The following is a 24,375-nucleotide window of genomic DNA, read 5'->3' as shown; positions in this document are numbered from 1 at the left end:
GATCCTCAACCGGTGGGCGGTTCGGCCGACTTGGCGGCCCGGGCGGTGAGGCGGTCCATGCGGGCGTGGGCCGCCTCCAGTTCCTCGGCCTCCTCGGCGGCCGGGCCGCCCTCCGCCATGAGCTCGTCCCACAGTGCGAGCAGGTCCCGGCCGAGGGCAAGGCCCAGCGCCGGGTCCCGTACCGCCCGCCAGGCCGTGGCCGCGCCGTGGAGGCTGCCGTACGCCGCCTCCGCGTCGCGGGTGCGGTGATGCGTCCGGGCGACGTCCAGGGCGAGGGCGAAGGCACGCTCCGGCTCGCCCGCCAGGTACGCGATGTACGCGGCGAGTTCACGCATCCCGAGTACCTCGGGGTGCTCCAGCCCCAGCACCGCCGACGCCTGGGCCACCGTCCGCTCCGCGAGCGCCGTCGCCTCCGTCGTCCGCCCCTCCTTCACGGCCTCGTTGACCTGCGCCATCTGCTGCGCGAAGGGAGCGGCGTCGGCGGTCGTGGCCGGGGGCGCGTCCCCGAGGACGGCTTCGGCCACGGCGTCGAACCCGCGGGGCGGGGTGGGCTTGGGGTCGAGCTCAGGGGTGGGGTCGGGGACGAGGCCGGGGTCGGGGACCCGGGCGGGGGTGGCGGCGGGAGCAGGGGACGAGGCCGGAACAGGGGGCGGCGCGGGCAGGTTCGTCGGCTCCGGCCACGCGTCCATGGACGGCGGTGGGCCGAACTCCCCCAGCGGCGGGGGGACCGTGCCGGGTACGGCGTCCTCCACCGGCTCGGGCAGCGCGCGCAGCCGGAACGTGGGCGAGGCCTCCGGCTCCGGGCCCGGCAGCGGTCGTAGGACATGCGTGGGCCTGTCCCGATAAGGAACCTGATCCGAGGGGAGCTGCAAGGGCCGCGGGGCGGGCGGCGCGGGCTGTGCTGCCGGGGGCGTGGGTGGGGCGAGTGGGGCGGGCGGGTCCGCGGGGGGCCGTACGGCTTCTGCCGGCGCCGGAGACTCGCTCGGCGTCGCCGGAGGTGTCCGTACGGGCTCGTCGGTGAAGTGGCTGGATCCGTCCGCTTCCACCCGCAGCGGCACGACGTACCCGATCCGCTCGTCGTGGATCGTGGCGTGCACGGAATGACCGGCGGCGACGGCGATGCGCTGGAGGTGGGTCAGAACCGTGTGCTGGATCTCCTCACCGGGAACCGCGGTGACGGGTACGCCGCCGATCGACGCACCGCCCGCGCCCGGACCGCCGACGGGGACGCGTACGTCGATCGGCGCGACCACGGGGGCCGCCGCGGCGCGTTTCTGTTCCCGCTTCATCGCGCGGCTCAGTCGAGACATCGCTTCCCTCACTCGCATGTGTCGGGGGTGTCACCGACAGCACGTTCGGGCTCCATGGTGCTCCCTCCCGCCGTCGGGTACCGCTTCCCCGGCATCAACATCCGGTCGTACAGGTCGGACACGTCGTGCACGTACTTCGGACACGTCGTACCCGTACTGTCGAGTCTCTCCGGTACCGCCCGGCGCGGGCGTCACCGGGTCGTCACAGACTCGTTCCAGGAGCTTGTGCCACGTCACAGCGTTCTCATGCCTGGCGCCAAGATCAATCGCGTGGGAGGGAGGAGTACGGGCATGCGGACTGACATGCACGTGCAGCAGGGGCGGCCCGAGCCGGGGCCGGAGATCTGGATCCGCGGACCGGTGGCCCTGCCCGAGGAGCCCTCGTCCTCCCCCGCCGCCGTCACGCCACGACGCTTCTCCTGGGTCGGCGTGCACGGCGGAGCGGGTGCCTCCACGCTCGCCGCGGTCTACGGCGGCCATGACTGCGGACGTGACTGGCCCGGCCCGGCCGATCCCCCGTCGGTACTGCTCGTGGCCCGTACGCACGCGGCCGGGCTGGCCGCAGCCCTGGGCGCCCTCGAGGTCTTCCGACGCGGGGAGGCTCCGCACGGGCTCGATCTCGACGCCGTCGTCCTGGTCGCGGACGCGCCGGGCCGGCTGCCGCGACCGCTCGCCGAGCGCGTCAAGGTGATCGAGTCGGTCATCGACGTGTACCGGGTGCCGTGGGTGGCTACCTGGCGGCTCGGCGAACTGAGCGGGCAGGCGCCACGGGAGGCGGCGGCGCTGGCTCGGTTGACGGGGCGCTCTCGCTGAGGCGGACTGTTCGGGTGGGCGGTTCAGGTCGGCGGTTCGGGTCAGCGGTTCACGTGGGCGGTTCGGGTCAGCGGTTCACTGGGCGGTTCGGGTCGGCTGAGCGTAGGGCCTTGCGAAGGCCTCGCGGAGAATCACCCCCATGACGCCCGCACCCGGCCCAGCCCCTGACCCCGCGCCCATACCCACGCCCACCCTCGGCCCCGACCCCGGCTGTGGCCCCACCCCCGCCGCCCTGTCGGCCGTGGAGATCGCCTCGGCCGTACGCTCGCGCACCCTCCGCGCCGTCGACGTGGTCGCGGAGGCCCTCGACCGGATCGAGCGGGCCGACCCCGTTCTGTCCGCCTTCGTCGAAGTGTGGGGCGACGAGGCGCTCCGGCGGGCCGGTGAGGTGGACGCGCGGGTCGATGCGGGTGAGCGACTGCCGTTGGCCGGGGTGCCGATCGGGGTGAAGGGGCGGCGGGGGCTGCGGACAGCTGGGCCCCTGCTCGCGGCGGGGTGTGTGCCGGTCGGTGCGACGTCCGTTCCGGGGCCCGGAACCCCCTGGCAGACCTGGGGACTTGGCCGGTACGGCCGTACCGCCAACCCCTGGCGCCACGACCGTACGCCGGGCGGCTCCTCGGCCGGGTCCGCGGCGGCGGTGGCGGCGGGCCTGGTGCCGCTCGCGACCGGGAGCGACGGGGCCGGGTCGGTGCGGATTCCGGCGGCATGGTGCGGGGTCATCGGATTCAAGGCCGGCAACGGGCGGCTGCCGTCGACCGATCGCACGGGGCTGATGGCGCCGGGAGTGCTCGCGCGGTGTACGGCGGATGTGGCGGCGTACTGGCGTGTGGTGTCGGGGGCAGAGGCGGCCTCGGACGGGCCACCCGCTTCCAGTGGGTACGGCAGCCTGGCCGGGCCAGCCCGTGCCGGGCTCCATGCCGGCCTCGCCGGGCCCCCCGGATCCGGGCCCTACGGCAGCCTCGCCGGACCACCCGACCACGCCCCGCACGACAGCCTCGCGGGACCACCCGATCCCGCCCCGCACGACAGGCCGACCGACCGGCCCGAGGTTCCGACCGCCGTGTGGTCCTCCGACCTCGGCTTCGACTCCCCCGACCCGGACGTCGTCGCCGTGGCCCACGCCGCGGCCGTACGGCTGGCCGAAGCCGGCGTGATACGGCTCATCCGCCCACCCGCTCCGCTCCGCCTCGACGACCCCGCCCCGGCATGGCTCGCCCTACGCTCCCCAGCCGCCGCCCACGCCCCCGCCGACCCCGGCACCGTCCGGATCCGGGCCGCCAACGACAACCGCCTGGTCGGCCTCTTCACCGAGGCCCGGCTACTCCTGACCCCGACCGCACCCACCCCGCCGCACGGCCACGACGGTCCCGGCGACCGGTACTCCACCGCGCTCACCTGGGCGTTCAACCTGAGCGGGCATCCGGCGATCAGCATCCCGGCGGGATTCGGGCCGGACGGGTGTCCGGTCGGACTCCAGTTGGTGGCGGCGCATGGCGAGGAGTCGCTGTTGCTCGCGGCGGCAGGGATGGCCGAGAGCCATGTCGGACCTTGGCCGATCGCCGACACCATCTAAATGCGTATGCATATAATGCACATGCCTTAGTTGCCGTACGTCGACCATGGCCTGATGACGGGCCGACCGTTTGGGGGACCCATGACCCGCCGTTTCCTGTTCGTCCTCGGCAGCAGCCGCCCGGACGGCAACACCGAGCTGCTGGCCCGCCGCGCCGCCGAGCAGCTGCCCGAGGGTGTTGAACAGCAGTGGATCGACCTGGCCGCACACCCGCTGCCCGACTTCGAGGACCTGCGGCACGACAGCGACCATGTCCGCCCCACGCAGGGGAACGTGGCACTGCTGCTCGACGCCACCCTCGCCGCCACCGACATCGTGATCGCCTCGCCCCTGTACTGGTACTCGGTGTCCGCCCACGTCAAGCGCTACCTCGACTACTGGTCGGGCTGGCTGCGCACCCCCGGGATCGACTTCAAGGCGACCATGGGCGGGCGCACCCTGTGGGGCGTCACCGCGCTCGCGCACGAGGAGCAGGAGGTTGCCGACCCGCTGGCCGGGACGCTGAGCAACTCCGCCGCGTACATGCGGATGCGCTTCGGCGGGGTGCTGCTCGGCAACGGCAGCAAGCCCGGGGACGTGGTGAACGACGCCGAGGCCCTGGCCCGCGCGAAGACCTTCTTCGCGCAGGAGGCGCCGCTCGCACGCTTCCCGTACGAAACGGAGTGACTGCCGCCGAAACGGCGTGACTCCTACGCGGTGACGTCCTTCGCCGTGAACCTCGCCCACGCCGCCGAGCCGAACACCGCCGCGTACAGCGCCTGGATCCCCAGGTTCTTGACCAGGTCGTCCCAGTAGACGGGTTCGCGCATGAGGTCGGCGAAGGACAGCCAGTAGTGGGAGAAGAAGTACGGCTGGATCGCGTGCAGCTGGGGGATCTGGTCGAGGATCTGGACGGTGATCAGCAGGCCGACGGTCGTCGCCATCGCCGCGATGCCGCTGTTGGTCAGCGTCGAGACGAACAGCCCGAGCGCCGCCACGCCTATCAGGGACGCGGCGACCACCAGGGCGATCAGCAGGGCGCGGCCCAACCCCTCCGCGAAGCTGATCCGTGTGCCTGAGATCGTCGTCAGGTCGCCCAGCGGGAAGAGCAACGCGCCGACCGTGAGTGCCGAGACGGCAACCACGAGGGTGGCCACCAGGCAGAAGGCCATCGTGGTGGCGTACTTGGTCAGGAGCAGGCGGGTACGGCCGGCTGGGGCGACCAGGAGATAGCGGAGGGTGCCCGCGTTCGCCTCGCCGGCTATCGCGTCGCCCGCGATGACGCCGATCGCCATGGGCAGGAAGAACGGGAGCGTCGCGGCCAGCGCGGTGAAGACCAGGAACAGGCCGTTGTTGGTGATCTGCGAGATGAACGCCGGACCGCCGCCCTGCGGGCCACCGCCCGTCGACCCATCGCCGCTCGTCTCGATCTTCACGGCGATCCCGACCAGGATCGGCACGGCTGCCAGGACGGCGAGCAGCGCGAGGGTGCGCCAGCGCCGGAACGTGATGAGCAGTTCGCTGCGGAGGAGACCGAAGGTCCACAGCGGACTGACCTTGCGGGCGCCCGCGATCTCGCCGCCCGGCCGCATGTTCTCCCCGCCCTGCAGGGTCGCTTCAGCCTGCGACATCGAACCCCTCCCCCGTGAGCGCCACGAACGCGTCCTCCAGGGAGGCCCGTTCGACGCCGAAGCCCCGGACGCGGACTCCGGCCGACACCAACGCCGCGTTGACGTCCGCGAGATCATGGTCCGGAGGTTCTGCGGTCACCCGGTCGTCGGTGATGACGACGTCACCGGCCCCCAGCTCCTTAAGCACCCGGGCGGCGTCGCCGGGGTCGGGAGTGGTCACGACGAGCCGCCCGCGCGTGCCGGCCGCCAGCTCCGCGACCGCGCCCTGGGTGATCAGCCTGCCCTGGGCCATCACGGCCGCGTGCGTGCAGACCTGCTCGATCTCGTCGAGGAGGTGGGAGGAGAGGAAGACGGTCGTGCCGTCGGACGCCAACTCCCGGATCAGGGAACGGATTTCACGCATGCCCTGCGGATCGAGGCCGTTGGTCGGTTCGTCGAGGACGAGGAGTCTGCGGCGCTGGAGCAGCGCGGCCGCGAGGCCCAGCCGCTGCTTCATCCCGAGCGAGTACGCCTTGGCCTTCTTGCCGGACGCGGCCGCGAGGCCCACCCGGTCCAGCGCAGCCGCGACACGCGCGCGCCGGGTGCGCGGATCGGCGGTCGGGTCGGCGGCGTCGTACCGGATGAGGTTGTCGCGGCCGGAGAGGAAGCCGTACAGGGCGGGTCCCTCGATGAGGGCTCCGACGTGCGGCAGCACCGCGCGCGCGGATCGGGGCATGGGCTGCCCGAGCACGCGCGCGGTACCGGAGGTGGGCTGGATGAGGCCCATCAGCATGCGGATGGTGGTGGTCTTGCCCGAGCCGTTCGGGCCGAGGAAGCCGAAGACGCTGCCCGCCGGGACGGTCAGATCGAGACCGTCCACGGCGAGCTGCCCGCCGCGGTAGCGCTTGGTGAGCGCGCGGGTGGCGATCACCGTGCCGACGTTGTCGACCGGGGCCGAGGGGTCGGTTCGACCGGCCTGACCGACCGGACCGATCGGGTCGGCGTGACCGGACCGGCCGACTCGATCCGTCCGGACCGCCCGATCCACCTGGCCGGCCTTGTCGACCTCGTCGCCCTCCGCGGCGGGCAGTTCCTCCATGGGCTCCCTCGGCTCCCTCGGCTCCCTCGGCTTTTCTGGCACCTTTTTGCGTGGCGCGTGACGCGCGGTGGCGCAGGTACGCCGCCGACGCCGCGCCGGCTGGGGCCTACTTCCCCGAGTCGGCCGCCTTCACGAGCGCGTCCTTGTCCACCGCGCCCACGTAGACCTTGCCGTCGTCCGTGATCAGGGCATTGATCAGGCGGGTCTTGAAGACCGTGCCCGAGCCGAACTTGCCGGTGACCTTGTCGCCCAGGGAGTCGAGGAAGCCGCCCATGTCGCCGCCGACCTCGGCGCCGGAGGGAACGCCCTCGCCGCCGTTGTCGAAAACGGCCACGGAGTTCCAGCCCTCGCCGATGATCTCGGGACCCTCGTCGGAGGCCTTGCCGAGCTTGCCCTCGGACTTCAGGCCGCCGAGTTCCTTGTCGAGCTCCTTGCGCAGCTCGTCCTCGGACTTGGGGCCGCCGTGCTCCCGGGCCTTGCCTTCCAGCTCGCCCTCCTCGGTGACCTTCGCACCCTTGGGCGGGGTGAAGTCGAAGGTCGAGGCGGCCGGCTTGGCGAAGCTGACCTGGGTGAAGCCGGCGTCGATCACTGCCGCGCCGCCGCTCGACGGGGTCAGCGTGAACTTCAGCGGCATGCCCGTCTTGGCGTCCACGGCCACGGTGATCGCACCGACCGTGGTCCCGGACTGCTTCGGCTTGATGAGCAGCCGGTACGCGTCCCGGCCCGCGACATGTGCGGTGCCGTCGACGGTGACGGACGTGGTGTCGTCGACCGACTTGAGCGCCTCCTCGGCGAAGTCCTTGGGCGTGGCCGGAGCGTCTTCCTTCCCGTGCCCGTCCTTCGACTCCTCGGCGGTGCCGTGGAAGACCTCGTTCGACTTGCTGTCGTAGCCCCAGATGTCCTTGCCGTTGTGGATGAGGCTGTACTCGGAGGCGTTCTCCAGGAGGGAGAGCTTCTGCCTGTCCTCGCCGTCGAGGGCGACGCGCAGGGTGTGCGTGCCGGACGCCAGCTCGGTGAGCTTGGCGGTCGGGTCGGCGGACGATCCGCCGTCCGAGCCCGACGCCATGGCGCCGGAGGCGAAGCTGGACTCCAGCCCGCCGAGATCCGGCAGCCCCAGGTCGGTGCTGATCTTCACGGTGCCGGACAGCTGCTGTACGTCCGACTGGGCGATCTTCTCGATGAGTTGCTCTGCGGTGATCTTCGGCAGGTCCGGGTCGCCGGAGTCGGCGAGCGCCGGGACGAGCCCGATGGTCGCCGCCGCGACGCCCACGACCGCGACCGGGACGACGTACCGCGCGGCCTTGCGCCGCCCCGCGCGGTGGTCGTCGACCTCCGCTGCGGTCGTACTGTCGTCGGATTCGTACGGTGCCATGTCTGCCTTACCTCCGTCGTCGGCGGCGGCTGTCCTACTCGTTCGTCGCCCGCGAGTCTTTCGACCCCGCACTGCTCCACCCCTGTGCCGCCATTCTCACCCGAATCGGTGAGGAGTGGTGTTGTCCGTGGTGTCCATCTGACCAAATCGGCCGCGGAGATACGTCAACCTTCGGAGCCAACTCCGTGTACACCTCCGGTATGACGCACGAAGGCGGCGCCTCCCCCGACCCGTAGGGGTCGGCGTGGAAGACGCCGCCGTGCGTGCCGCGCCTGGCGCGCAGGATCAGCCGTTGATGAACACGTAGTCCGCCTGGTACGGCACCCCGACGATCGCGCCGGGTGTGCAGGAGCCGGCCGGGGCGACGCCGCCGACGGTGTTCAGCCGCAGGATCTCGGCGGTGTCGGCGAGGAGGCCACGGTGCTTGCCGGACTGGCCGGCCTTCAGGTCCAGCTCGGGGATGTTCCCGTCGCCGTTGGGCGTCTTGGAGATGACGGCCCCCGTCACCGCGCTGCCGTCCCGCGCGATCCACTGCGGCGTACCGGAGTTGGGGGCGACGAAGGAGTGCGCGATACGGCCGCCGAGTACGGCACTGACGTCCCGCTGGGCGAAGGCGTACCCACCGCCCTCGGCCGGCTTGCACTCGTAGATCTGCTTGCCCTTGATGACGGATGCCTGGAAGTTGTCGAGCGCGTCGCGGAAGTCGAACTTGGCGACGGTGACCTTGTGGAGCTGGCCCCGGACGGCGCCGCCCGGGAACTCGGCGGTGTGGAGGTTGGCGTAGAAGGAACTCGGGTCGGTCTTGAGGGCGTTGAGAAGGGCGCGGTCCTTCACGGTGACGGTGCCGGTGAGGCTGTGACCGTTGCTCTTGCCGTCGCTCTCGCCCTTGCCCTTGCCCTTGCCGAGCAGGCCACCGAAGTCGACCTTGATGCCGCCGTTGGTGCCCTTGGCGCCCTGGTGGATGTGGAGGGCGGTCGGCTTGCCGGTGCCGCGCCAGGCGACGGCGACGGACACCTTGTCGCCCTTGACCTTCACGAACTGCACAGCGGCACCGTCCTTGTCCCCGACGGCGGGGCCACCCGCCACGGGCACCTCGTTCGCCCCCCGAAGACTGGCGGCGAGGACCGTGCCCCCGGTGCCGCCGGTCCCACTGCGGCTCACGATCCCCTGCGCTTCGCCTCCGGTGTGACCCGCGTGGTCGGCGCGGGCACCTCCGGCGGCGAAGGCGGGAATCCCCGCGGCGGCGACCCCACCGGCGGCAGCCACCGCGACAGCGGTGACGATCAGGCTCTTACGGCGCTTCGAGAACGTCGCGTTCATGCCCATGATTCTGTTTTCTCCCCGTAATGCAGCTGACGCCCCCTGCGTCAGCTTCTGGGCATTCATACGGAGCGGATCTCACTTTGGACTCAGTCCAAGAAAGTGACGTGCGTCACAGCCCTAGTTGATGCCGGTCCAGGCGATTCAGCCCGTCCGGCGTTTGAGGACGAGGCCGTTCAGGCCGACAGCGGGGGGCCTGGGGGCGGCAGCATCCAGACACCGGGGTCGAAGGGGCCGCGCCCCTTCAATGACGGGACTGGTAAGGGCGGCAGGGGCGGGAAACCTACCCGGCCCGATGCACCACCGCATCGCACAACTCCATCAACGCAGCCTTGGCCCCGATGTCCGCCAACGGCGCCAACGCAGCCCGCGCATCCTCCGCATACCGCACCGTGTCCCGCCGAGCCTGCTCCAACGCAGGATGCTCCCGCAGCGCGGCCAACGCCTCCGCATGCCGCGCATCGTCCGTCAGATCGGAGTCCAGCAGCTCGCACAGGGCGACATCCTCCGCCAGCCCCAACCGCTCGGCCCGCTCCCGCAACCGCAGCACGGGCAGCGTGGGAATCCCTTCCCGGAGATCCGTCCCCGGCGTCTTCCCGGACTCGTGGGAGTCACTCGCGATGTCCAGCACGTCGTCCGCGAGCTGGAAGGCGACCCCCAGCCGCTCCCCGTACTGGGTGAGCACATCGACCACCGTCTCGTCGGCGCCCGACATCATCGCCCCGAACCGGCACGACACCGCGACCAGCGACCCGGTCTTGCCGCTCAGCACGTCCAGGTAGTGCTCCACCGGATCGCGCCCGTCCTGCGGCCCCGCCGTCTCCAGGATCTGTCCGGTGACCAGCCGCTCGAACGCCTCGGCCTGCACCCGCACCGCCTCGGGTCCGAGGTCGGCGAGAGTGTGCGAGGCGCGCGCGAAGAGGAAGTCGCCGGTCAGTACGGCAACCGAGTTCCCCCAGCGGGTGTTCGCGCTGTCGACGCCCCGCCGCACCGCGGCCTCGTCCATCACGTCGTCGTGGTACAGCGTCGCCAGATGGGTCAGTTCCACCACGACCGCCGACGGCACGATCCCCGGCGCGTACCGGTCCCCGAACTGGGCAGCGAGCATCACGAGCAACGGCCGGAATCGCTTTCCACCCGCCCGCACCAGATGCTGGGCGGCTTCCGTGATGAAGGGGACCTCACTCTTGGTGGCTTCGAGCAATCCCTCCTCGACAGCCGCCAATCCGGCCTGGACATCGGCTTCCAGAGCCTGGTCCCGCACGCTCAGCCCGAACGGCCCGACGACGGTCACGAGGGGTCTCCTGTCTGCTGGTGTCTACTGGCGGTTACACGGTTTGTCGATAGGTCGCTGCCATCACTCAAGTCAGCGTATCCGGTCACGTTTCGATCACCGATGCCGCCCACCCGTCCACCACGGGCGGTATCGGATCACGACCGGTATGTTTTTGATCACCTGATAAGGCGGGATATCCATCCCCTTATAGGGAAGTAGCGGCCCGTGTCTCGAACCGACGGCGGCATCGAGCCCTAGAGCGGACCCCCGCCCCGCGGCGACCATGCCTTCCTCGGCCAGCCGAAAGACCTCCTCACCCTCTCCGGTCCTGAGGTCTGGGAACGCTTCTCGTTCCTCGGTATGCAGGCCATCCTCGTCCTGTACTTCGCCGACACGGTCACCTACGGCGGTATGGGCATGTCGGCCGGAACCGCGGCCTCCGTCTCCGCCGCGTACGGCATCCTCGTCCATCTGGTCTCGGTCGCCGGCGGGTGGCTCGCCGACCGTGTCCTCGGCTCGTACCGGGCGGTGCTGTGGGGCGGCGTCCTCATCGCCTGCGGCCATTACGCCATGGCGGTGCCGACCGCCGACATGACCTGGGTGGGCCTCCGCCTGATCAGCGCCGGCACGGGGCTCCTCAAGCCCAACGTCGCCACCATGGTCGGCAGGCTCTACCCCACCGACGACGACCGCCGTGACGCCGGCTTCGCGCTCTACTACATGGCGATCAACATCGGCGCATTCGCGGGCCCGCTCGTCACCGGCCGGCTCGGCGGCCACAAGGGCTGGCACTGGGGCTTCTCGGCTGCCGCGATCGGCATGACGCTCGGCCTGGTCCAGTACGTCACCGGTCGCCGTCACCTGGCCGGACGGAAGCACGCCGCCGAATTCGCGCCGGTCCCGGACACCATGCGCCGGACGGTCCGTCTGATCGTCACCGGCCTGGTCGTCACCGGCCTGGTCGTCACCGGCCTGGTCGTCACCGCGGCGGTCGCCGTCCTGTTCGCTGCCGCCGGCCGGCTCACCATGGACCGCTTCGTCGACCTGCTCACGCTCGTCTCGGTGATCGCCCCGGCCGTCCACTTCGCGGTGATGTTCTCCAGCCCGCGCGTGACCCCCGAGGAACGCGGTCGTCTGCGCCCCTACATCGTCCTGATCCTTGCCTCGACGGTCGTCTTCAACTTCATCCTCTTCGAGGCGTACTCGACGATGATCCTGCCGGCCTCGACGAAGGCCGAGACGACGATCCTCGGCTTCGACTTCCCTGCCGGCTGGTACGCATCCGCCCTCGGCGCCTTCGAGGTCGCGCTGGCCCCTGTCGTGGCCGCGCTGTGGGTCCGCATGGGGCGCCGCCAGCCGCACGCGCCCAACAAGATCGCGATCGGGGTCGTCCTCGGCGGTCTGTCCTTCCTGCTGATGGTGCTGCCGACCGCCGGGCACTCCTCCGACGACCACCTCATGTCCGTCTGGTGGATCGTGGGTTCGTACCTGCTCCTCGGCCTCGGCGACGTCCTCCTGGAGACCTCCGGCATGTCGGCCACGACCAAGCTCGCCCCGGCCGCGTTCGCCGGTCAGACCATGTCCCTCTGGTTCTCGTCCCTCGCCCTGGCCAACGGCGTCCTGGCCCAGACGGTGAAGCTCTACGACGACGTCTCCAAGCCCGCCTACTTCGGCCTCAACGGCGCGATCGCGGTGGCCGCGGGGCTCGCCGTGATGGCCGCGGCACGCTGGCTTCGCCGCACGATGCACCCGGTGCACTGACCTGACGGGGATACCGCTCATGCACATCCGTACGTCCTTCCCCCACGAGACGACTCACCACGACCTCCTCATCCCGCTCCCGGACGGGACCCTGCTGTACGCGCGCGTGTGGCGCCCCCCCCCGACGGACGAGCCCGTACCGGCGCTCCTCGAGTACCTGCCGTACCGCCTGACCGACTGAACCGCACCCCGCGACCACCAGCGCCACCCCTGGTACCCCGGCCACGGCTACGCCTCCGTGCGCGTCGACATCCGCGGGCACGGCAACAGCGAGGGCCTGCCCACCGACGAGTACTCGGAGACGGAGCTCGCCGACGGGGTCGAGGACGTCAACTGGCTGGCGGCCCAGCCCTGGTGCAACGGCCGGGTCGGCATGTTCGGCATCTCCTGGGGCGGCTTCAACTCCCTCCAGATCGCGACCCTCGGGCCCGAACCGCTCAAGGCGATCATCACGGTCTGCTCCGCGGACGATCGCTATGACAACGACGTGCACTACATGGGAGGTTCCGTCCTCGCCGTCGACATGCACGCCTGGGCCTCGACGATGCCGGCCTTCGTCGCCCGCCCGCCGGATCCGCTGTATGCCGGGGACGCCTGGCGGGAGATGTGGCTGGAGGCCCTCGAACCGTTCCTGCACACCTGGCTCGGCCACCAGACGCGCGCGCGACGACCATTGGCGCCACGGCAGCGTCTGCGAGGACTACGGCGCGATCGACGCCGCCGTCCTGGCGGTGGGCGGCTGGCACGACCCGTACCGCGACACCGTCGTGCGCCTCGTCGAGCACCTGCCGGCGGATCGCGTGCGCGGCCTGATCGGCCCCTGGTCGCACCAGTACCGCGACCCCGGCCTGCCGCCGGGACCGGCGATCGGCTTCCTCCAGGAGACGCTGCGCTGGTGGGACCACTGGCTGAAGGACGAGGACACGGGCGTCATGGCCGAGCCCCTGCGGCGCTCGTACGTCAGTGACTCGCACCGCCCGGCCACGGTGTACCCCACGCTGCCCGGCCGCTGGGTCGGCGAGCCCGCCTGGCCCTCTCCGCACGTGCGCGCGGTGACGTACGCCTTCCGGGGCGCCCCCGTCCTCGTCCGCTCCCCCACGCACACCGGCATCGGCGCCGGCCGCTTCTTCCCCTTCGGCAACGACGCCGACCTGCCGCCGGACCAGCGGGAGCAGGACGCCCGGTCCGCCTGCTTCGAGTTCGAAGTGGGCGAGGAGACCTGGGTGTTGGGGCGGCCGAAGGTGCGACTGCGGCTGACGTCGGAGGTGCCGCGCGGGCAGGTCGTCGCCCGGCTCCGCGACGTGGCACCGGACGGCTCCTCGACCCTGGTCACGCGGGGCGTGCTGAACATGTCGGCGCGCCACGGCCGGGACCGCACGGTGCCGTGGGAGCCGGGCGCGACCGAGGACGTGACCTTCGGGCTGAACGGCATCGGCCATGCCTTCCCGCCCGGCCACCGCATCCGCCTGGCCGTCTCCTCCGCGTACTGGCCTGGATCTGGCCCCAGCCCGACTCGGCGGCGGGCTTCGGCCTGGAACCGTCGGGAAGCTCGCTGGAACTTCCGATACGCGCACCTGCGTTGGACGAATCGACGGACGGTACGGCGATCGCCTTCGAGGAACCGGAGCAGGCGGAGCCGCTCGGCGTGAACTCCCCCATCACGCTGGACGAGCCGCGCCCCGAGCGCCTCGTCGTGCGGGACGTGACCAAGGGCGAGTGGCGCCTGGAGGTCGACCCCCGGTACGGCGTCACGCGCGTGTACCCCGACGGCCTGGAGTTCACCGAGGACGCGCTGGAGACGTACACGATCAACGAGTGGGACCCCCTGTCGGCCCGCACCCGCTCGGACTGGTCGATCCGCCTGCACCGCCCGGAGCTGGGGTGGGACGCAACCGTGCTGCACGGAGGGCGAAGAGGTACTTTTCCACCGGACATGGGAGAAACGGACTCCACGGACAGCCAGTTAAAGGCGAGTTGGACCCATTGCCCGATTTGCCGCTCTTGTGGATGCCAGTGAATTGGGTCACTTACGCCCATTCATGGAACCGTCTCCCCGCACCCGCGTCCCCCTTGCCCCCAGAGCAAGTTGAGGCTTGGCAACCGCAAAGGATCAAGCGCCCCATTCGCACCAGACCATGGTCAACCGGCCAACAGGTGACCACGGCACTTGTTCCGGGCATGTGCTCTCGCATACGTTCCCGCTCAGTCGGGCGGACGCCTAATCCTGCCGCCGCCCGCGTCATCCACCCACGCAACTCACTCACGCACGGCAGGAGCGGGGGACCCAGGTAAGTCGCTGGACCGGACGCCTTGATGGCGCGCCGGACCGGCTCGGGGTGAAGTCGCGCCGCCGCAGGGCGGCGCGGCCGGGCATCTCCCGCCCGAACCCGACAGCTCACCTCGCAGGCGCCGGAGAGGAACAGCGCCATGCCCCGAGGCAAGCACCGCCGCCCCCGCACCAACCCGCTCACCCGGCACGTCATCGCAGCCGGCACCGGCACCGCCGCCCTCGCCATCCCGCTCCTGAGCGCGACCACCGCGAGCGCCGCACAGCCGACCCAGTCCCCCACCGTCGCGCAGGCCGCTCCCCAGGCCGCCGTGAAGGCCAAGACCGTCGCGTACACCACGAAGAAGGGCGACACGCTCTACGGCATCGCCGACCGGTACGACGCACAGGGCGGCTGGAAGCAGCTCTACAAGGACAACCGCAAGGCCGTCGGCGACGACCCCCGCCTGATCCACCCGGGCCTCGACCTGGAGGTCCGGGCGACGAAGAAGGCGAGCTCGCCGGGCAAGTCGGCCGACAAGGCGTCCGCGCCCGCCAATAAGTCCAACGTCGCCAAGGCCACCCAGTCGTCCGTGAAGACGTACCCGAACAACCTGGACGGCTGGATCCGCAACGCTCTGGACATCATGGCGCAAAACGGAATCCCGGGCTCTTACGAGGGCATTCACCGCAACATCATGCGCGAGTCGTCCGGCAACCCCCAGGCCATCAACAACTGGGACTCCAACGCCGTCGCGGGCACCCCGTCCAAGGGCCTCCTGCAGGTCATCGACCCGACCTTCGCGTCGTACCACGTGCCGGGGACGGTGTACGACCCCTACGACCCGGTCGCGAACATCACGGCCGCGTGCAACTACGCGGCCGCGCGTTACGGCTCGATCGACAACGTGAACGGTCCCTACTAGGCCCGGGCGCGGGGGCCCGGCCGCCGACGACATGCCCTACTGGGCGAAGTCGGCCAGGCTCCCCGCGAACAGCCTCTCGAGGACGACGGCGATGCCGTCGTCCTCGTTCGAGAGGGTGATCTCGTCGGCGACCGCCTTGAGTTCGGGATGCGCGTTGGCCATCGCCACCCCGCGGGCGGCCCAGTCGAACATCGGGATGTCGTTGGGCATGTCCCCGAAGGCGATCGTCTCGCGCGCGCCGAGACCGAGATGCTCGGCGGCAAGCGCGAGACCGGTCGCCTTCGTGATGCCGCATGGCTGGAGTTCGACGGTCCCGGGCCCCGACATGGTGACCGTCGCGAGGGAGCCGACCACCGACCGCGCCGTCGCCGCCAACTCGTCGTCGGACAGGGTGGGATGGCGCAGCAGCACCTTGCTGATCGGCTCGCACCACAGGTCGTCGCGGTGCCGGACGCGTACGGCGGGCAGGGTGGGGTGCGGCATCAGGTACCCGGGCTCGATGAGCGTGAGCCCGTCCACGCCGTCCTGGTCGACGGCCGCGTACACCTGCCCCACCTCGGCCTCGATCTTGCCGAGCGCGGTCTCCGCCAACTCCCGGTCCAGGGTGATGGACCACAGCAGACAGTCCGCTCCGGCGTCGTACAACTGCGCACCCTGTCCGCACACCGCGAGCCCCCGGCTGCCCAGGACGTCGAGGAGCGGGCGCACTCTGGGCGCCGGCCGCCCCGTCACGACGAGGTGCTGCGCACCGGCCGCCGCCGCCTGTGCGAGCGCGTCGAGGGAACGGTCGGAGAGCGTGTCGTCGCCTCGGAGCAGCGTCCCGTCCAGGTCAGTGGCGATGAGTGAATATGCGATGGGTCGGGCCATGATCAGAGAATACGGACAGGAGGCCCCATCGACTCGACTCGAACCGGACGGCTGCTGTGTTCACATGCGTTGACACCTGTTCCGGTTCCAGTTCTGACTCCGCTCGGGCAACTTCCTTTTGCTTGTGGCGATTTCACCCCGACGTGGTGCCTGCGGACTCCTGGACGGCACCGACCCCCCTCCTGTCGATGTGGCCGAGCGCGGCGACCTGCTGATTCGCCGGCCCTCCGCGACGCGAGTTCTGCACTGCCCAAGACCCTCGCCTCACCCGTAACGTGTGGCCCGACCACATGGCACGGAGCGTATGAGAGTGAGGCAGCACCCCATGCCCCCCTTCGATCTCCCCGAGGGCGACCCCTTCGGCACGCACAACCTTCCGTACGGCGTCTTCTCCCTTCCCGGCTCGGACTCCGCGCGACGGGTCGGCGTCCGGCTCGGCGACCACGTCCTCGACGCGGGCAAGGCGGCCTACGCACTCGGCTCGCCGTACGCCCCGCTGCTCGCCCAGGACTCCCTGAATCCGCTGCTCGCCGCGGGCCACACCACGTGGTCGGACGTACGGCGCGCACTGACGGCGTGGGTGACGGTGCCGGCGCACCAGGAGGCCATCGCGGACCTCCTCCACCCGCTGTCCTCAGTCACCCTGCACCTCCCCTTCGAGGTCGCGGACTACGTCGACTTCTACGCCTCCGAGAACCACGCCCGGAACGTCGGCCAGATCTTCCGCCCCGACGCCGAGGACTCCCTCACCCCCAACTGGAAGCACCTGCCGATCGGTTACCACGGCCGCTCCGGCACGGTCGTGGTTTCCGGCACGGACGTCGTACGACCGTCCGGCCAGCGCAAGGCCCCCGCCGATCCGGAGCCGGTCTTCGGCCCGTCGGTCCGCCTCGACATCGAGGCCGAGGTCGGCTTCGTGGTCGGCACACCCTCGGAGATGGGCAGGCCGGTGGCGCTGGGCGACTTCCGTGAGCACGTCTTCGGCCTGTGCCTGCTCAACGACTGGTCGGCACGCGACGTCCAGGCCTGGGAGTACGTCCCCCTCGGCCCGTTCCTCGGCAAGTCCTTCGCCACGTCGGTGTCGGCGTGGATCACCCCGCTGGACGCGCTGGAGGAGGCGCGGGTGGCACCGCCAGAGCGGACGCACCCCCTGCTGCCGTACCTGGACGACTCCGGCCCCGACGCCGAGCCCGGCGGCTACGACCTGCGTATCTCCGTGGCCATCAACGGCCACGTCGTCTCCGAGCCCCCCTTCTCCACCATGTACTGGACGGCCGCCCAGCAGCTGGCCCACATGACCGTGAACGGCGCCTCCCTGCGCACCGGCGACCTGTACGGCTCGGGCACGGTGAGCGGCCCGACGGAGCGCGAGCGAGGCTCACTGCTGGAGCTGACCTGGAACGGCCGGGACCCTCTCGAACTCCCGGACGGCAAGCGGGCGTTCCTGGAGGACGGCGATGTGGTGACCCTGTCCGCCTGGGCCCCGGGCCCCGGTGGGGTCCGGGTCGGACTCGGGGAGGTGACGGGGCGGGTCGTGGCGTCGTGATGGGACGGGGCGGGGCGCAGTGACGCCGGGCATTCGGCGAGTCCTTCCCCCTGACTCCTGCGATGGTCACCGTCATACTGGCTGGCGGTGGGAACCGAGCCGCAACCGGTGTTCGTGACCCACCGCCCCGTACTGCCGCCCCCGCACCATCCCTGACCAGGATCCGGAGCCCTTGGCATGACCGTCTGCCTGCTCCTGTTGAGCATCGTCGCCCTGACGGCCGCCGTACCCGTCCCCCAGGCACTGACCCGGGCCTCCTGGCCCGAACGGGAACCGGTGGACGCGCTCTGGGTGTGGCAGTGCCTGGTCGCCACCGTCCTGCTGTGCTGCCTGACGGCCCTGGCGCTGGGCACCGCCGCGGTCTTCGGCACGGTACGCGCCCAGCTCTTCGCTCCGGCACCGCCGTCGGTGACCGAGGCGTACGACCTCTCGGCCGCGCCCGCCTGGTCGGTGGCCTTCACCCTGCTGCTGGCCGGCGGTGCCGCCTGGACGACCGCGATGCTGGCCCGCGAACTCGTCGAGGCCCGTCGGCGGCGCGGCCAGGCCAGGGCCCATCTGCTCGAACGCGCCCCCGACCTGCCGGCCGGCCTGGGCTCGGCGCGGGGCCCGCTGCTGGTGCTGGAGGACGAGTACCCCGACGCCTGGTGGATGCCCGGCAGCCCGCCCCAGCTGATCGTCACCACGGGCGCCCTGCACCGCCTGACCGACCACCAGCTCGACGCCGTCCTCACCCACGAGCGTGGCCACGCCCGGGCCCACCACGACTGGCTGCTGCACCTCTCGACCGCGCTTGCCACCGGATTCCCCCACATCCCGTTGTTCGCCCACTTCTGCGACCAGACCCACCGCCTGGTCGAACTGGCCGCCGACGACACGGCCTCCCGCCGCTGCGGTCACCTGACGACGGCGCTGGCCCTGATCGAGCTCAACCAGCACCGAGGCGTCCTGTCCTGCGCGTCCACCAACCGCCTCCTGGGCGAACGCGTCAACCGCCTCCTCCAGCCGCCCCCACGCCTGGGCCGCCGCAACCGGGCCCTCACCACGACGCTGGCAGCGCTGGTACCGCTGCTCCCGCTCCTGATCACGTTCGCTCCGGGGCTGACGGCGTTGAGCTGACCGTCGTCGCCGACGAGCGCCCGCACGCGCGGGTGGCTCTTCCTAGGCCCAGTCCTCCGGCTCCGGCTCCGGCTCCGGCTCCATCTCGGGCCAGTCGTCCGCCCCGTCATGGGCGCCAGGCCCAGGGTTAACCTCGGTCGCCGCCCCCGCACCGGACTCGCCACGCATGGAGTTCAGCACCTCGAGCACGCCCTCCCCGTACGTGGCCAGCTTCTTCTCACCGACACCGCCGACGCTCCCGAGCTCACGCACGGACCCGGGCCACACCGTCACGATCTCCCGCAACGTCGCGTCATGGAAGATCACATAGGCCGGAACCCCCTGCTCCCGAGCCTGCTCGGCACGCCAGGCCCGCAGCGCCTCGAAGGCCGGCTGCAGTGCCTCCGGCAGCTCGACCACCGCGGCCTTCGCCTTGCGCTCTCGCCCGGACCCGGCGGACCCCGACGCCGACCGCGAGGTCACCGGCTTCTTCGGCTCCTTCCGCAGCGGCACCTCCCGCTCCCGCCGCAGCACCGTCCCGCTAGCCTCCGTGAGCACGAGCGTGCCGTACTCGCCCTCGACCGCGAGCAGCCCCTGCGCCAGCAACTGTCTGACGACGCCCCGCCATTCGCCCTCGCCGAGCTCCTCGCCGATACCGAACACGGACAACTGGTCGTGATCGAACTGGATCACCTTGCCGGTGCGCCGCCCCAGCAGGATGTCGACGATCTGCAGCGCCCCGAACTTCTGTCCCCGCTCACGCTGCAGCCGCACCACGGTCGACAGCACCTTCTGCGCCGCGACGGTGCCGTCCCAGGTCTCCGGCGGGGTCAGGCAGGTGTCGCAGTTGCCGCAGCCCGTCGGATCGGGGTCCTGGCCGAAGTAGGCGAGCAGCTGAGCCCGTCGGCACTGCGCGGTTTCGCACAGCGCCAGCATCGCGTCCAGGTGGGAGGCCGCCCGGCGCCGGAACGCCTCGTCGCCCTCGCCCAACTGGATCAGCTTGCGCTGCTGAATGACGTCGTTGAGGCCGTAGGCCATCCAGGCCGTGGAGGGGAGTCCGTCGCGGCCGGCGCGGCCCGTCTCCTGGTAGTAGCCCTCGACCGACTTGGGCAGGTCGAGGTGGGCGACGAACCGGACGTCCGGCTTGTCGATGCCCATCCCGAAGGCGATGGTCGCCACCACGACCAGCCCCTCCTCCCGCAGGAACCGGGACTGGTGCGCCGCGCGCGTGCCCGCGTCCAGGCCTGCGTGGTAGGGCACCGCCTCGATGCCGTTGCGGCTCAGGAACTCGGCCGTCGCCTCCACGGACTTCCGCGACAGGCAGTACACGATGCCGGCGTCACCGGCGTGTTCCTCGCGCAGGAAGCTCAGCAACTGCTTCTTCGGGTCTGCCTTCGGCACGATCCGGTACTGGATGTTGGGCCGGTCGAAGCTCGCCACGAAGTGCCGGGCACTCGGCATGTCCAGCCGCTGGGTGATCTCCTGGTGCGTGGCGTGCGTGGCCGTCGCCGTGAGCGCGATGCGCGGGACGTCCGGCCAGCGCTCGCCCAGCAGCGACAGGGCCAGATAGTCCGGGCGGAAGTCATGCCCCCACTGGGACACACAGTGCGCCTCGTCGATCGCGAACACGGCGATCTTGCCGCGCGACAGCAGATCCAGCGTCGACTCGACCCGCAGCCGCTCCGGCGCCAGGTAGAGCAGGTCCAGCTCGCCCGCGAGGAACTCCGCCTCCACCACGCGCCGCTCGTCGAAGTCCTGCGTGGAGTTGATGAACCCGGCGCGCACGCCGAGCGCCCGCAGCGCGTCCACCTGGTCCTGCATCAGGGCGATGAGGGGCGAGACGACGATGCCGGTACCCGGTCTGACCAGGGACGGGATCTGGTAGCACAGCGACTTCCCGCCGCCGGTCGGCATGAGCACCACGGCGTCGCCGCCGGCCACCACGTGCTCGATGACGGCTTCCTGCTCGCCGCGGAAGGCCTCGTACCCGAAGACCCTCTGCAGTGCGGCGAGCACCTCGCCGTCACCGGCCTGTGCCACCTCGCTCAACCCTGGCATCTCGCTGATCCCGCCCGTCGCACCCATCGCCATGTCCCCCGTACGTCGACCCTCGACCACTGCCTCCACGATAGGGGCCGCCACCGACAGCGCCGGAGTTATCCACAGGCTCACCGTTCACCCGTCCGTGAGCGGGCGATAGCTTTGAGCTATCGGCACGGCAGGCCCTGCCTCCTCTCGGGTCCACCACCCCGCTGGCCGACCAGCACGGTTCCCACCCCAGCACGGTGGCCCGGCATCCCCCCGAGGGAAGCCGGGCCACCACGGTGCAAACGTGCGCCAGGGTCAGCGCACGAACACCCCCGCATTGCCGGCCAGATCCAGGAAGTACTGCGGCGCCACACCCAGTACCAGCGTGACCGCCACGCCCACCCCGATCGCCGTCATCGTGAGCGGCGACGGAACGGCCACCGTCGGCCCCTCCGGGTTCGGCTCGCTGAAGAACATCAGGACGATGACGCGGATGTAGAAGAACGCCGCGATCGCGGACGAGATCACACCGACCACGACCAGCGGGCCCGCCCCGCCCTCCGCCGCCGCCTTGAACACGGCGAACTTCCCGGCGAAGCCCGAGGTCAGCGGGATACCGGCGAAGGCCAGCAGGAACACCGCGAAGACGGCGGCGACCATGGGTGAACGACGGCCCAGACCGGCCCACTTGGACAGATGCGTCGCCTCGCCGCCGGCGTCGCGCACCAGCGTCACCACCGCGAACGCCCCGATCGTCACGAACGAGTAGGCGCCCAGGTAGAACAGGACGGACGACACCCCGTCCGGCGTGGTCGCGATGACCCCCGCGAGGATGAAGCCCGCGTGCGCGATCGACGAGTACGCCAGCAGCCGCTTGATGTCGGTCTGCGTGATCGCAACGATCGCACCGCCCAGCATGGTGACGATCGCGACGGCCCACATGACCGGCCGCCAGTCCCAGCGCAGGCCGGGCAGCACGACGTAGAGGATGCGGAGCAGCGCACCGAACGCCGCCACCTTCGTCGCCGCCGCCATGAACCCGGTCACCGGCGTCGGCGCGCCCTGGTAGACGTCGGGCGTCCACATGTGGAACGGCACCGCACCCACCTTGAACAGCAGGCCCATGACGATCATCGCGGCGCCGACGAGCAGCAGCGCGTCGTTGCCCATCGTGTCCGCGAGCGCCGGGGTGACGTCCGGGACCGTACCGTCGACGACCTGCGCGATCGTCGCGTACGACACGGAACCCGCGTACCCGTACAGCAGCGCGATGCCGAACAGGGTGAACGCGGACGCGAAGGCGCCCAGCAGGAAGTACTTGACCGCGGCTTCCTGCGACATGAGCCGCTTGCGGCGGGCCAGCGCGCACATCAGGTACAGCGGGAGCGAGAAGACCTCCAGCGCGATGAAGAGCGTCAGCAGGTCGTTGGCCGCCGGGAAGATCAGCATGCCCGCGACCGCGAACATCAGCAGCGGGAACACCTCGGTGGTGGTGAACCCGGCCTTCACCGCGGCCTTCTCGCTGTCGCTGCCCGGCACGGACGCGGCCTGTGCGGCGAAGGAGTCGACCCGGTTGCCGTGTGCCTCCGGGTCGAGCCGCCGCTCGGCGAAGGTGAACAGGCCGACCAGGCCCGCCAGCAGGATCGTGCCCTGCAGGAAGAGGGCCGGTCCGTCGACGGCGATCGCGCCCATCGCGGCGATGCCCGCCTTGGTCGTGGCGTATCCGCCGGCCGCCAGCGCCACGACAGCGGCGAAGGCGGCGACGAGCGCCACGACGCAGACGAACACCTGCGCGTAGTAGCGGGACTTGCGCGGGACCACCGCCTCGATCAGCACCCCGAGGATCGCCGCTCCGACGATGATCAAGGTGGGCGACAATTGTCCGTATTCGATCTTCGGTGCGTCGATCTTCGAGATCGGATCGGCCGCGGTTGTCCACAGGCTGTGGACGGCTGATGCGCTCACTTGGCCGCCTCCACCTCGGGCTGGGGGTCCTTCTTCTGTACGTCGGACATGGTCTGCTTGACCGCCGGGTTGACGATGTCCGTGAGGGGCTTCGGGTAGACGCCCAGGAAGATCAGCAGTGCGACCAGCGGGGCGACGACCACGAGTTCACGCACTCTGAGGTCGGGCATCGCGGAGACCTCCGCCTTCACCGGGCCCGTCATCGTCCGCTGGTAGAGGACGAGCGTGTAGAGCGCGGCGAGCACGATGCCGAAGGTGGCGATGATGCCGATCACCGGGTAGCGCGTGAATGTGCCGACCAGGACCAGGAATTCACTGACGAAGGGCGCAAGGCCCGGCAGCGACAGGGTCGCCAGGCTGCCGATCAGGAAGGTGCCGGCGAGCACCGGGGCGACCTTCTGCACACCGCCGTAGTCGGCGATGAGCCGGGAACCCCGCCGTGAGATCAGGAATCCGGCCACCAGCATCAACGCGGCCGTCGAGATGCCGTGATTGACCATGTAGAGCGTCGCGCCGGACTGGCCCTGGCTGGTCATCGCGAAGATGCCCATGATGATGAAGCCGAAGTGGGAGATCGACGCGTACGCCACCAGGCGCTTGATGTCCCGCTGTCCGACCGCGAGCAGGGCGCCGTAGATGATGCTGATCAGCGCCAGTACGAGGATCGCGGGCGTCGCCCACTTGCTCGCCTCCGGGAACAGCTGGAGGCAGAAGCGGAGCATCGCGAAGGTGCCCACCTTGTCGACGACCGCGGTGATGAGGACGGCGACCGGTGCGGTGGCCTCCCCCATCGCGTTGGGCAGCCAGGTGTGCAGCGGCCACAGCGGCGCCTTCACCGCGAAGGCGAAGAAGAAGCCGAGGAACAGCCAGCGTTCGGTGTTCGTCGCCATGTCGAGCGTGCCGTTGGCGCGGGCCTCGGCGATCTCCTGAAGGCTGAAGTTCCCGGCGACCACATACAGGCCGATCACCGCGGCCAGCATGATCAGACCGCCGACCAGGTTGTAGAGCAGGAACTTCACTGCGGCGTACGACCGTTGCGTGGACGCCACCTTCTCGCCGTGCTCGTGGGCACGGTCCCCGAAGCCGCCGATGAGGAAGTACATCGGGATGAGCATGGCTTCGAAGAAGATGTAGAAGAGGAAGACGTCGGTGGCCTCGAAGGAGAGGATCACCATCGCCTCGACGGCCAGGATCAGGGCGAAGAAACCCTGCGTCGGCCGCCAGCGCCTGCTGCCGGTCTCCAGCGGGTCGGCGTCGTGCCAGCCCGCGAGGATGATGAACGGCATCAGCAACGCCGTCAGCGCGATCAGCGCCACCGCGATGCCGTCGACGCCGAGTTCGTAGCGGACCCCGAACTCCGCGATCCAGGCGTGGGATTCAGTGAGTTGGTAGCGGTCGCCGTTCGGGTCGAAGCGGACCAGGACGGTGATCGCGAGGGCGAGCGTGGCGAGCGAGAAGAGCAGCGCCAGCCACTTGGCGGCGGTGCGCCGGGCGGCCGGTACGGCGGCCGTGACGATCGCCCCGATCGCCGGGAGCGCCGCCGTAGCTGTCAGCAGAGGAAAGGACATC

At 70.7% G+C, this 24,375-nt stretch carries 16 protein-coding genes, 2 pseudogenes and 1 riboswitch; of the genes and pseudogenes, 8 read left to right on the top strand and 10 right to left on the bottom strand.

Annotated features, from left to right (window positions below; translation table 11 throughout):
- Window positions 1–5: 5 nt before the first annotated feature.
- Window positions 6–1,310: a tetratricopeptide repeat protein gene (locus ACWGDB_RS18970; protein ID WP_453823464.1), complete on the bottom strand. Its 1,305-nt coding sequence runs from the start codon at window positions 1,308–1,310 to the stop codon at window positions 6–8.
- Window positions 1,311–1,601: 291 nt separating this feature from the next.
- Here ACWGDB_RS18970 and ACWGDB_RS18965 point away from each other — a divergent pair, with 291 nt between their 5' ends.
- The 3 genes from ACWGDB_RS18965 to ACWGDB_RS18955 all read left to right on the top strand — a co-directional run bounded on the left by ACWGDB_RS18965 (window position 1,602) and on the right by ACWGDB_RS18955 (window position 4,362).
- On the top strand, window positions 1,602–2,123 hold the full coding sequence (locus tag ACWGDB_RS18965; protein WP_453823463.1) for a DUF6668 family protein: 522 nt from the start codon (window positions 1,602–1,604) through the stop codon (window positions 2,121–2,123).
- Window positions 2,124–2,262: 139 nt separating this feature from the next.
- Complete coding sequence (locus ACWGDB_RS18960) at window positions 2,263–3,696, top strand: amidase (protein WP_453823462.1); 1,434 nt, start codon at window positions 2,263–2,265, stop codon at window positions 3,694–3,696.
- An 81-nt stretch (window positions 3,697–3,777) separates the two neighbouring features.
- Window positions 3,778–4,362: a flavodoxin family protein gene (locus ACWGDB_RS18955; protein WP_453823461.1), complete on the top strand. Its 585-nt coding sequence runs from the start codon at window positions 3,778–3,780 to the stop codon at window positions 4,360–4,362.
- A 23-nt stretch (window positions 4,363–4,385) separates the two neighbouring features.
- Here ACWGDB_RS18955 and ACWGDB_RS18950 read toward each other — a convergent pair whose 3' ends face one another.
- From ACWGDB_RS18950 to ACWGDB_RS18930, 5 genes are all read right to left on the bottom strand, one after another.
- Window positions 4,386–5,306, bottom strand: a complete 921-nt coding sequence (locus ACWGDB_RS18950) for an ABC transporter permease (RefSeq protein WP_453823460.1) — start codon at window positions 5,304–5,306, stop codon at window positions 4,386–4,388.
- Window positions 5,293–6,384: an ABC transporter ATP-binding protein gene (locus ACWGDB_RS18945; protein WP_453823459.1), complete on the bottom strand. Its 1,092-nt coding sequence runs from the start codon at window positions 6,382–6,384 to the stop codon at window positions 5,293–5,295. Before ACWGDB_RS18945 ends, ACWGDB_RS18950 begins: the two co-directional genes overlap by 14 nt.
- 106 nt (window positions 6,385–6,490) lie before the next feature.
- Window positions 6,491–7,756, bottom strand: coding sequence for a LolA family protein (locus ACWGDB_RS18940; RefSeq protein WP_453823458.1), 1,266 nt, complete (start codon window positions 7,754–7,756; stop codon window positions 6,491–6,493).
- A gap of 285 nt (window positions 7,757–8,041) precedes the next feature.
- Window positions 8,042–9,076, bottom strand: a complete 1,035-nt coding sequence (locus ACWGDB_RS18935) for a CHRD domain-containing protein (RefSeq protein ID WP_453823457.1) — start codon at window positions 9,074–9,076, stop codon at window positions 8,042–8,044.
- Between the two features lie 283 nt (window positions 9,077–9,359).
- Complete coding sequence (locus ACWGDB_RS18930) at window positions 9,360–10,370, bottom strand: polyprenyl synthetase family protein (RefSeq protein ID WP_383610112.1); 1,011 nt, start codon at window positions 10,368–10,370, stop codon at window positions 9,360–9,362.
- Window positions 10,371–10,616: 246 nt separating this feature from the next.
- Between ACWGDB_RS18930 and ACWGDB_RS18925 the strand changes: the two are divergent.
- The 3 genes and pseudogenes from ACWGDB_RS18925 to ACWGDB_RS18915 all read left to right on the top strand — a co-directional run.
- A pseudogene (locus ACWGDB_RS18925) lies at window positions 10,617–12,113 on the top strand (peptide MFS transporter); the annotation flags it as partial.
- A gap of 19 nt (window positions 12,114–12,132) precedes the next feature.
- Window positions 12,133–14,080 (top strand): annotated as a pseudogene (locus ACWGDB_RS18920) (CocE/NonD family hydrolase).
- 280 nt (window positions 14,081–14,360) lie between these two features.
- A riboswitch (cyclic di-AMP (ydaO/yuaA leader) is annotated at window positions 14,361–14,535 on the top strand.
- Between the two features lie 5 nt (window positions 14,536–14,540).
- A complete protein-coding gene (locus tag ACWGDB_RS18915) occupies window positions 14,541–15,305 on the top strand; it encodes a transglycosylase SLT domain-containing protein (protein ID WP_453823456.1) in 765 nt (254 codons plus the stop codon).
- A 36-nt stretch (window positions 15,306–15,341) separates the two neighbouring features.
- Here the strand turns inward: ACWGDB_RS18915 and ACWGDB_RS18910 are convergent, their stop codons facing one another.
- The gene (locus ACWGDB_RS18910; protein ID WP_328424764.1) at window positions 15,342–16,172 is read right to left on the bottom strand and encodes an HAD family hydrolase; all 831 of its coding nucleotides are present in this window, start codon (window positions 16,170–16,172) and stop codon (window positions 15,342–15,344) included.
- A 325-nt stretch (window positions 16,173–16,497) separates the two neighbouring features.
- Here ACWGDB_RS18910 and fahA point away from each other — a divergent pair, with 325 nt between their 5' ends.
- Window positions 16,498–17,718 (top strand): fumarylacetoacetase, encoded by a 1,221-nt coding sequence (fahA, locus tag ACWGDB_RS18905; RefSeq protein ID WP_453823455.1) that lies wholly within the window; start codon window positions 16,498–16,500, stop codon window positions 17,716–17,718.
- A gap of 177 nt (window positions 17,719–17,895) precedes the next feature.
- A complete protein-coding gene (locus ACWGDB_RS18900) occupies window positions 17,896–18,834 on the top strand; it encodes a M56 family metallopeptidase (RefSeq protein ID WP_453823454.1) in 939 nt (312 codons plus the stop codon).
- Between the two features lie 42 nt (window positions 18,835–18,876).
- Here ACWGDB_RS18900 and recQ read toward each other — a convergent pair whose 3' ends face one another.
- The 3 genes from recQ to ACWGDB_RS18885 all read right to left on the bottom strand — a co-directional run bounded on the left by recQ (window position 18,877) and on the right by ACWGDB_RS18885 (window position 24,374).
- The gene (gene recQ, locus ACWGDB_RS18895) at window positions 18,877–20,898 is read right to left on the bottom strand and encodes a DNA helicase RecQ (RefSeq protein WP_453823512.1); all 2,022 of its coding nucleotides are present in this window, start codon (window positions 20,896–20,898) and stop codon (window positions 18,877–18,879) included.
- Between the two features lie 258 nt (window positions 20,899–21,156).
- Window positions 21,157–22,806 (bottom strand): NADH-quinone oxidoreductase subunit NuoN, encoded by a 1,650-nt coding sequence (nuoN, locus tag ACWGDB_RS18890; protein ID WP_453823453.1) that lies wholly within the window; start codon window positions 22,804–22,806, stop codon window positions 21,157–21,159.
- Window positions 22,803–24,374, bottom strand: coding sequence for an NADH-quinone oxidoreductase subunit M (locus ACWGDB_RS18885; protein ID WP_453823452.1), 1,572 nt, complete (start codon window positions 24,372–24,374; stop codon window positions 22,803–22,805). Before ACWGDB_RS18885 ends, nuoN begins: the two co-directional genes overlap by 4 nt.
- Window position 24,375 lies beyond the last annotated feature (1 nt).

This window comes from Streptomyces sp. NPDC055013, assembly GCF_053608645.1.
The sequence above is the reverse complement of the archived record's forward strand: the minus strand, read 5'-3'. Positions and strand labels throughout refer to the sequence as shown.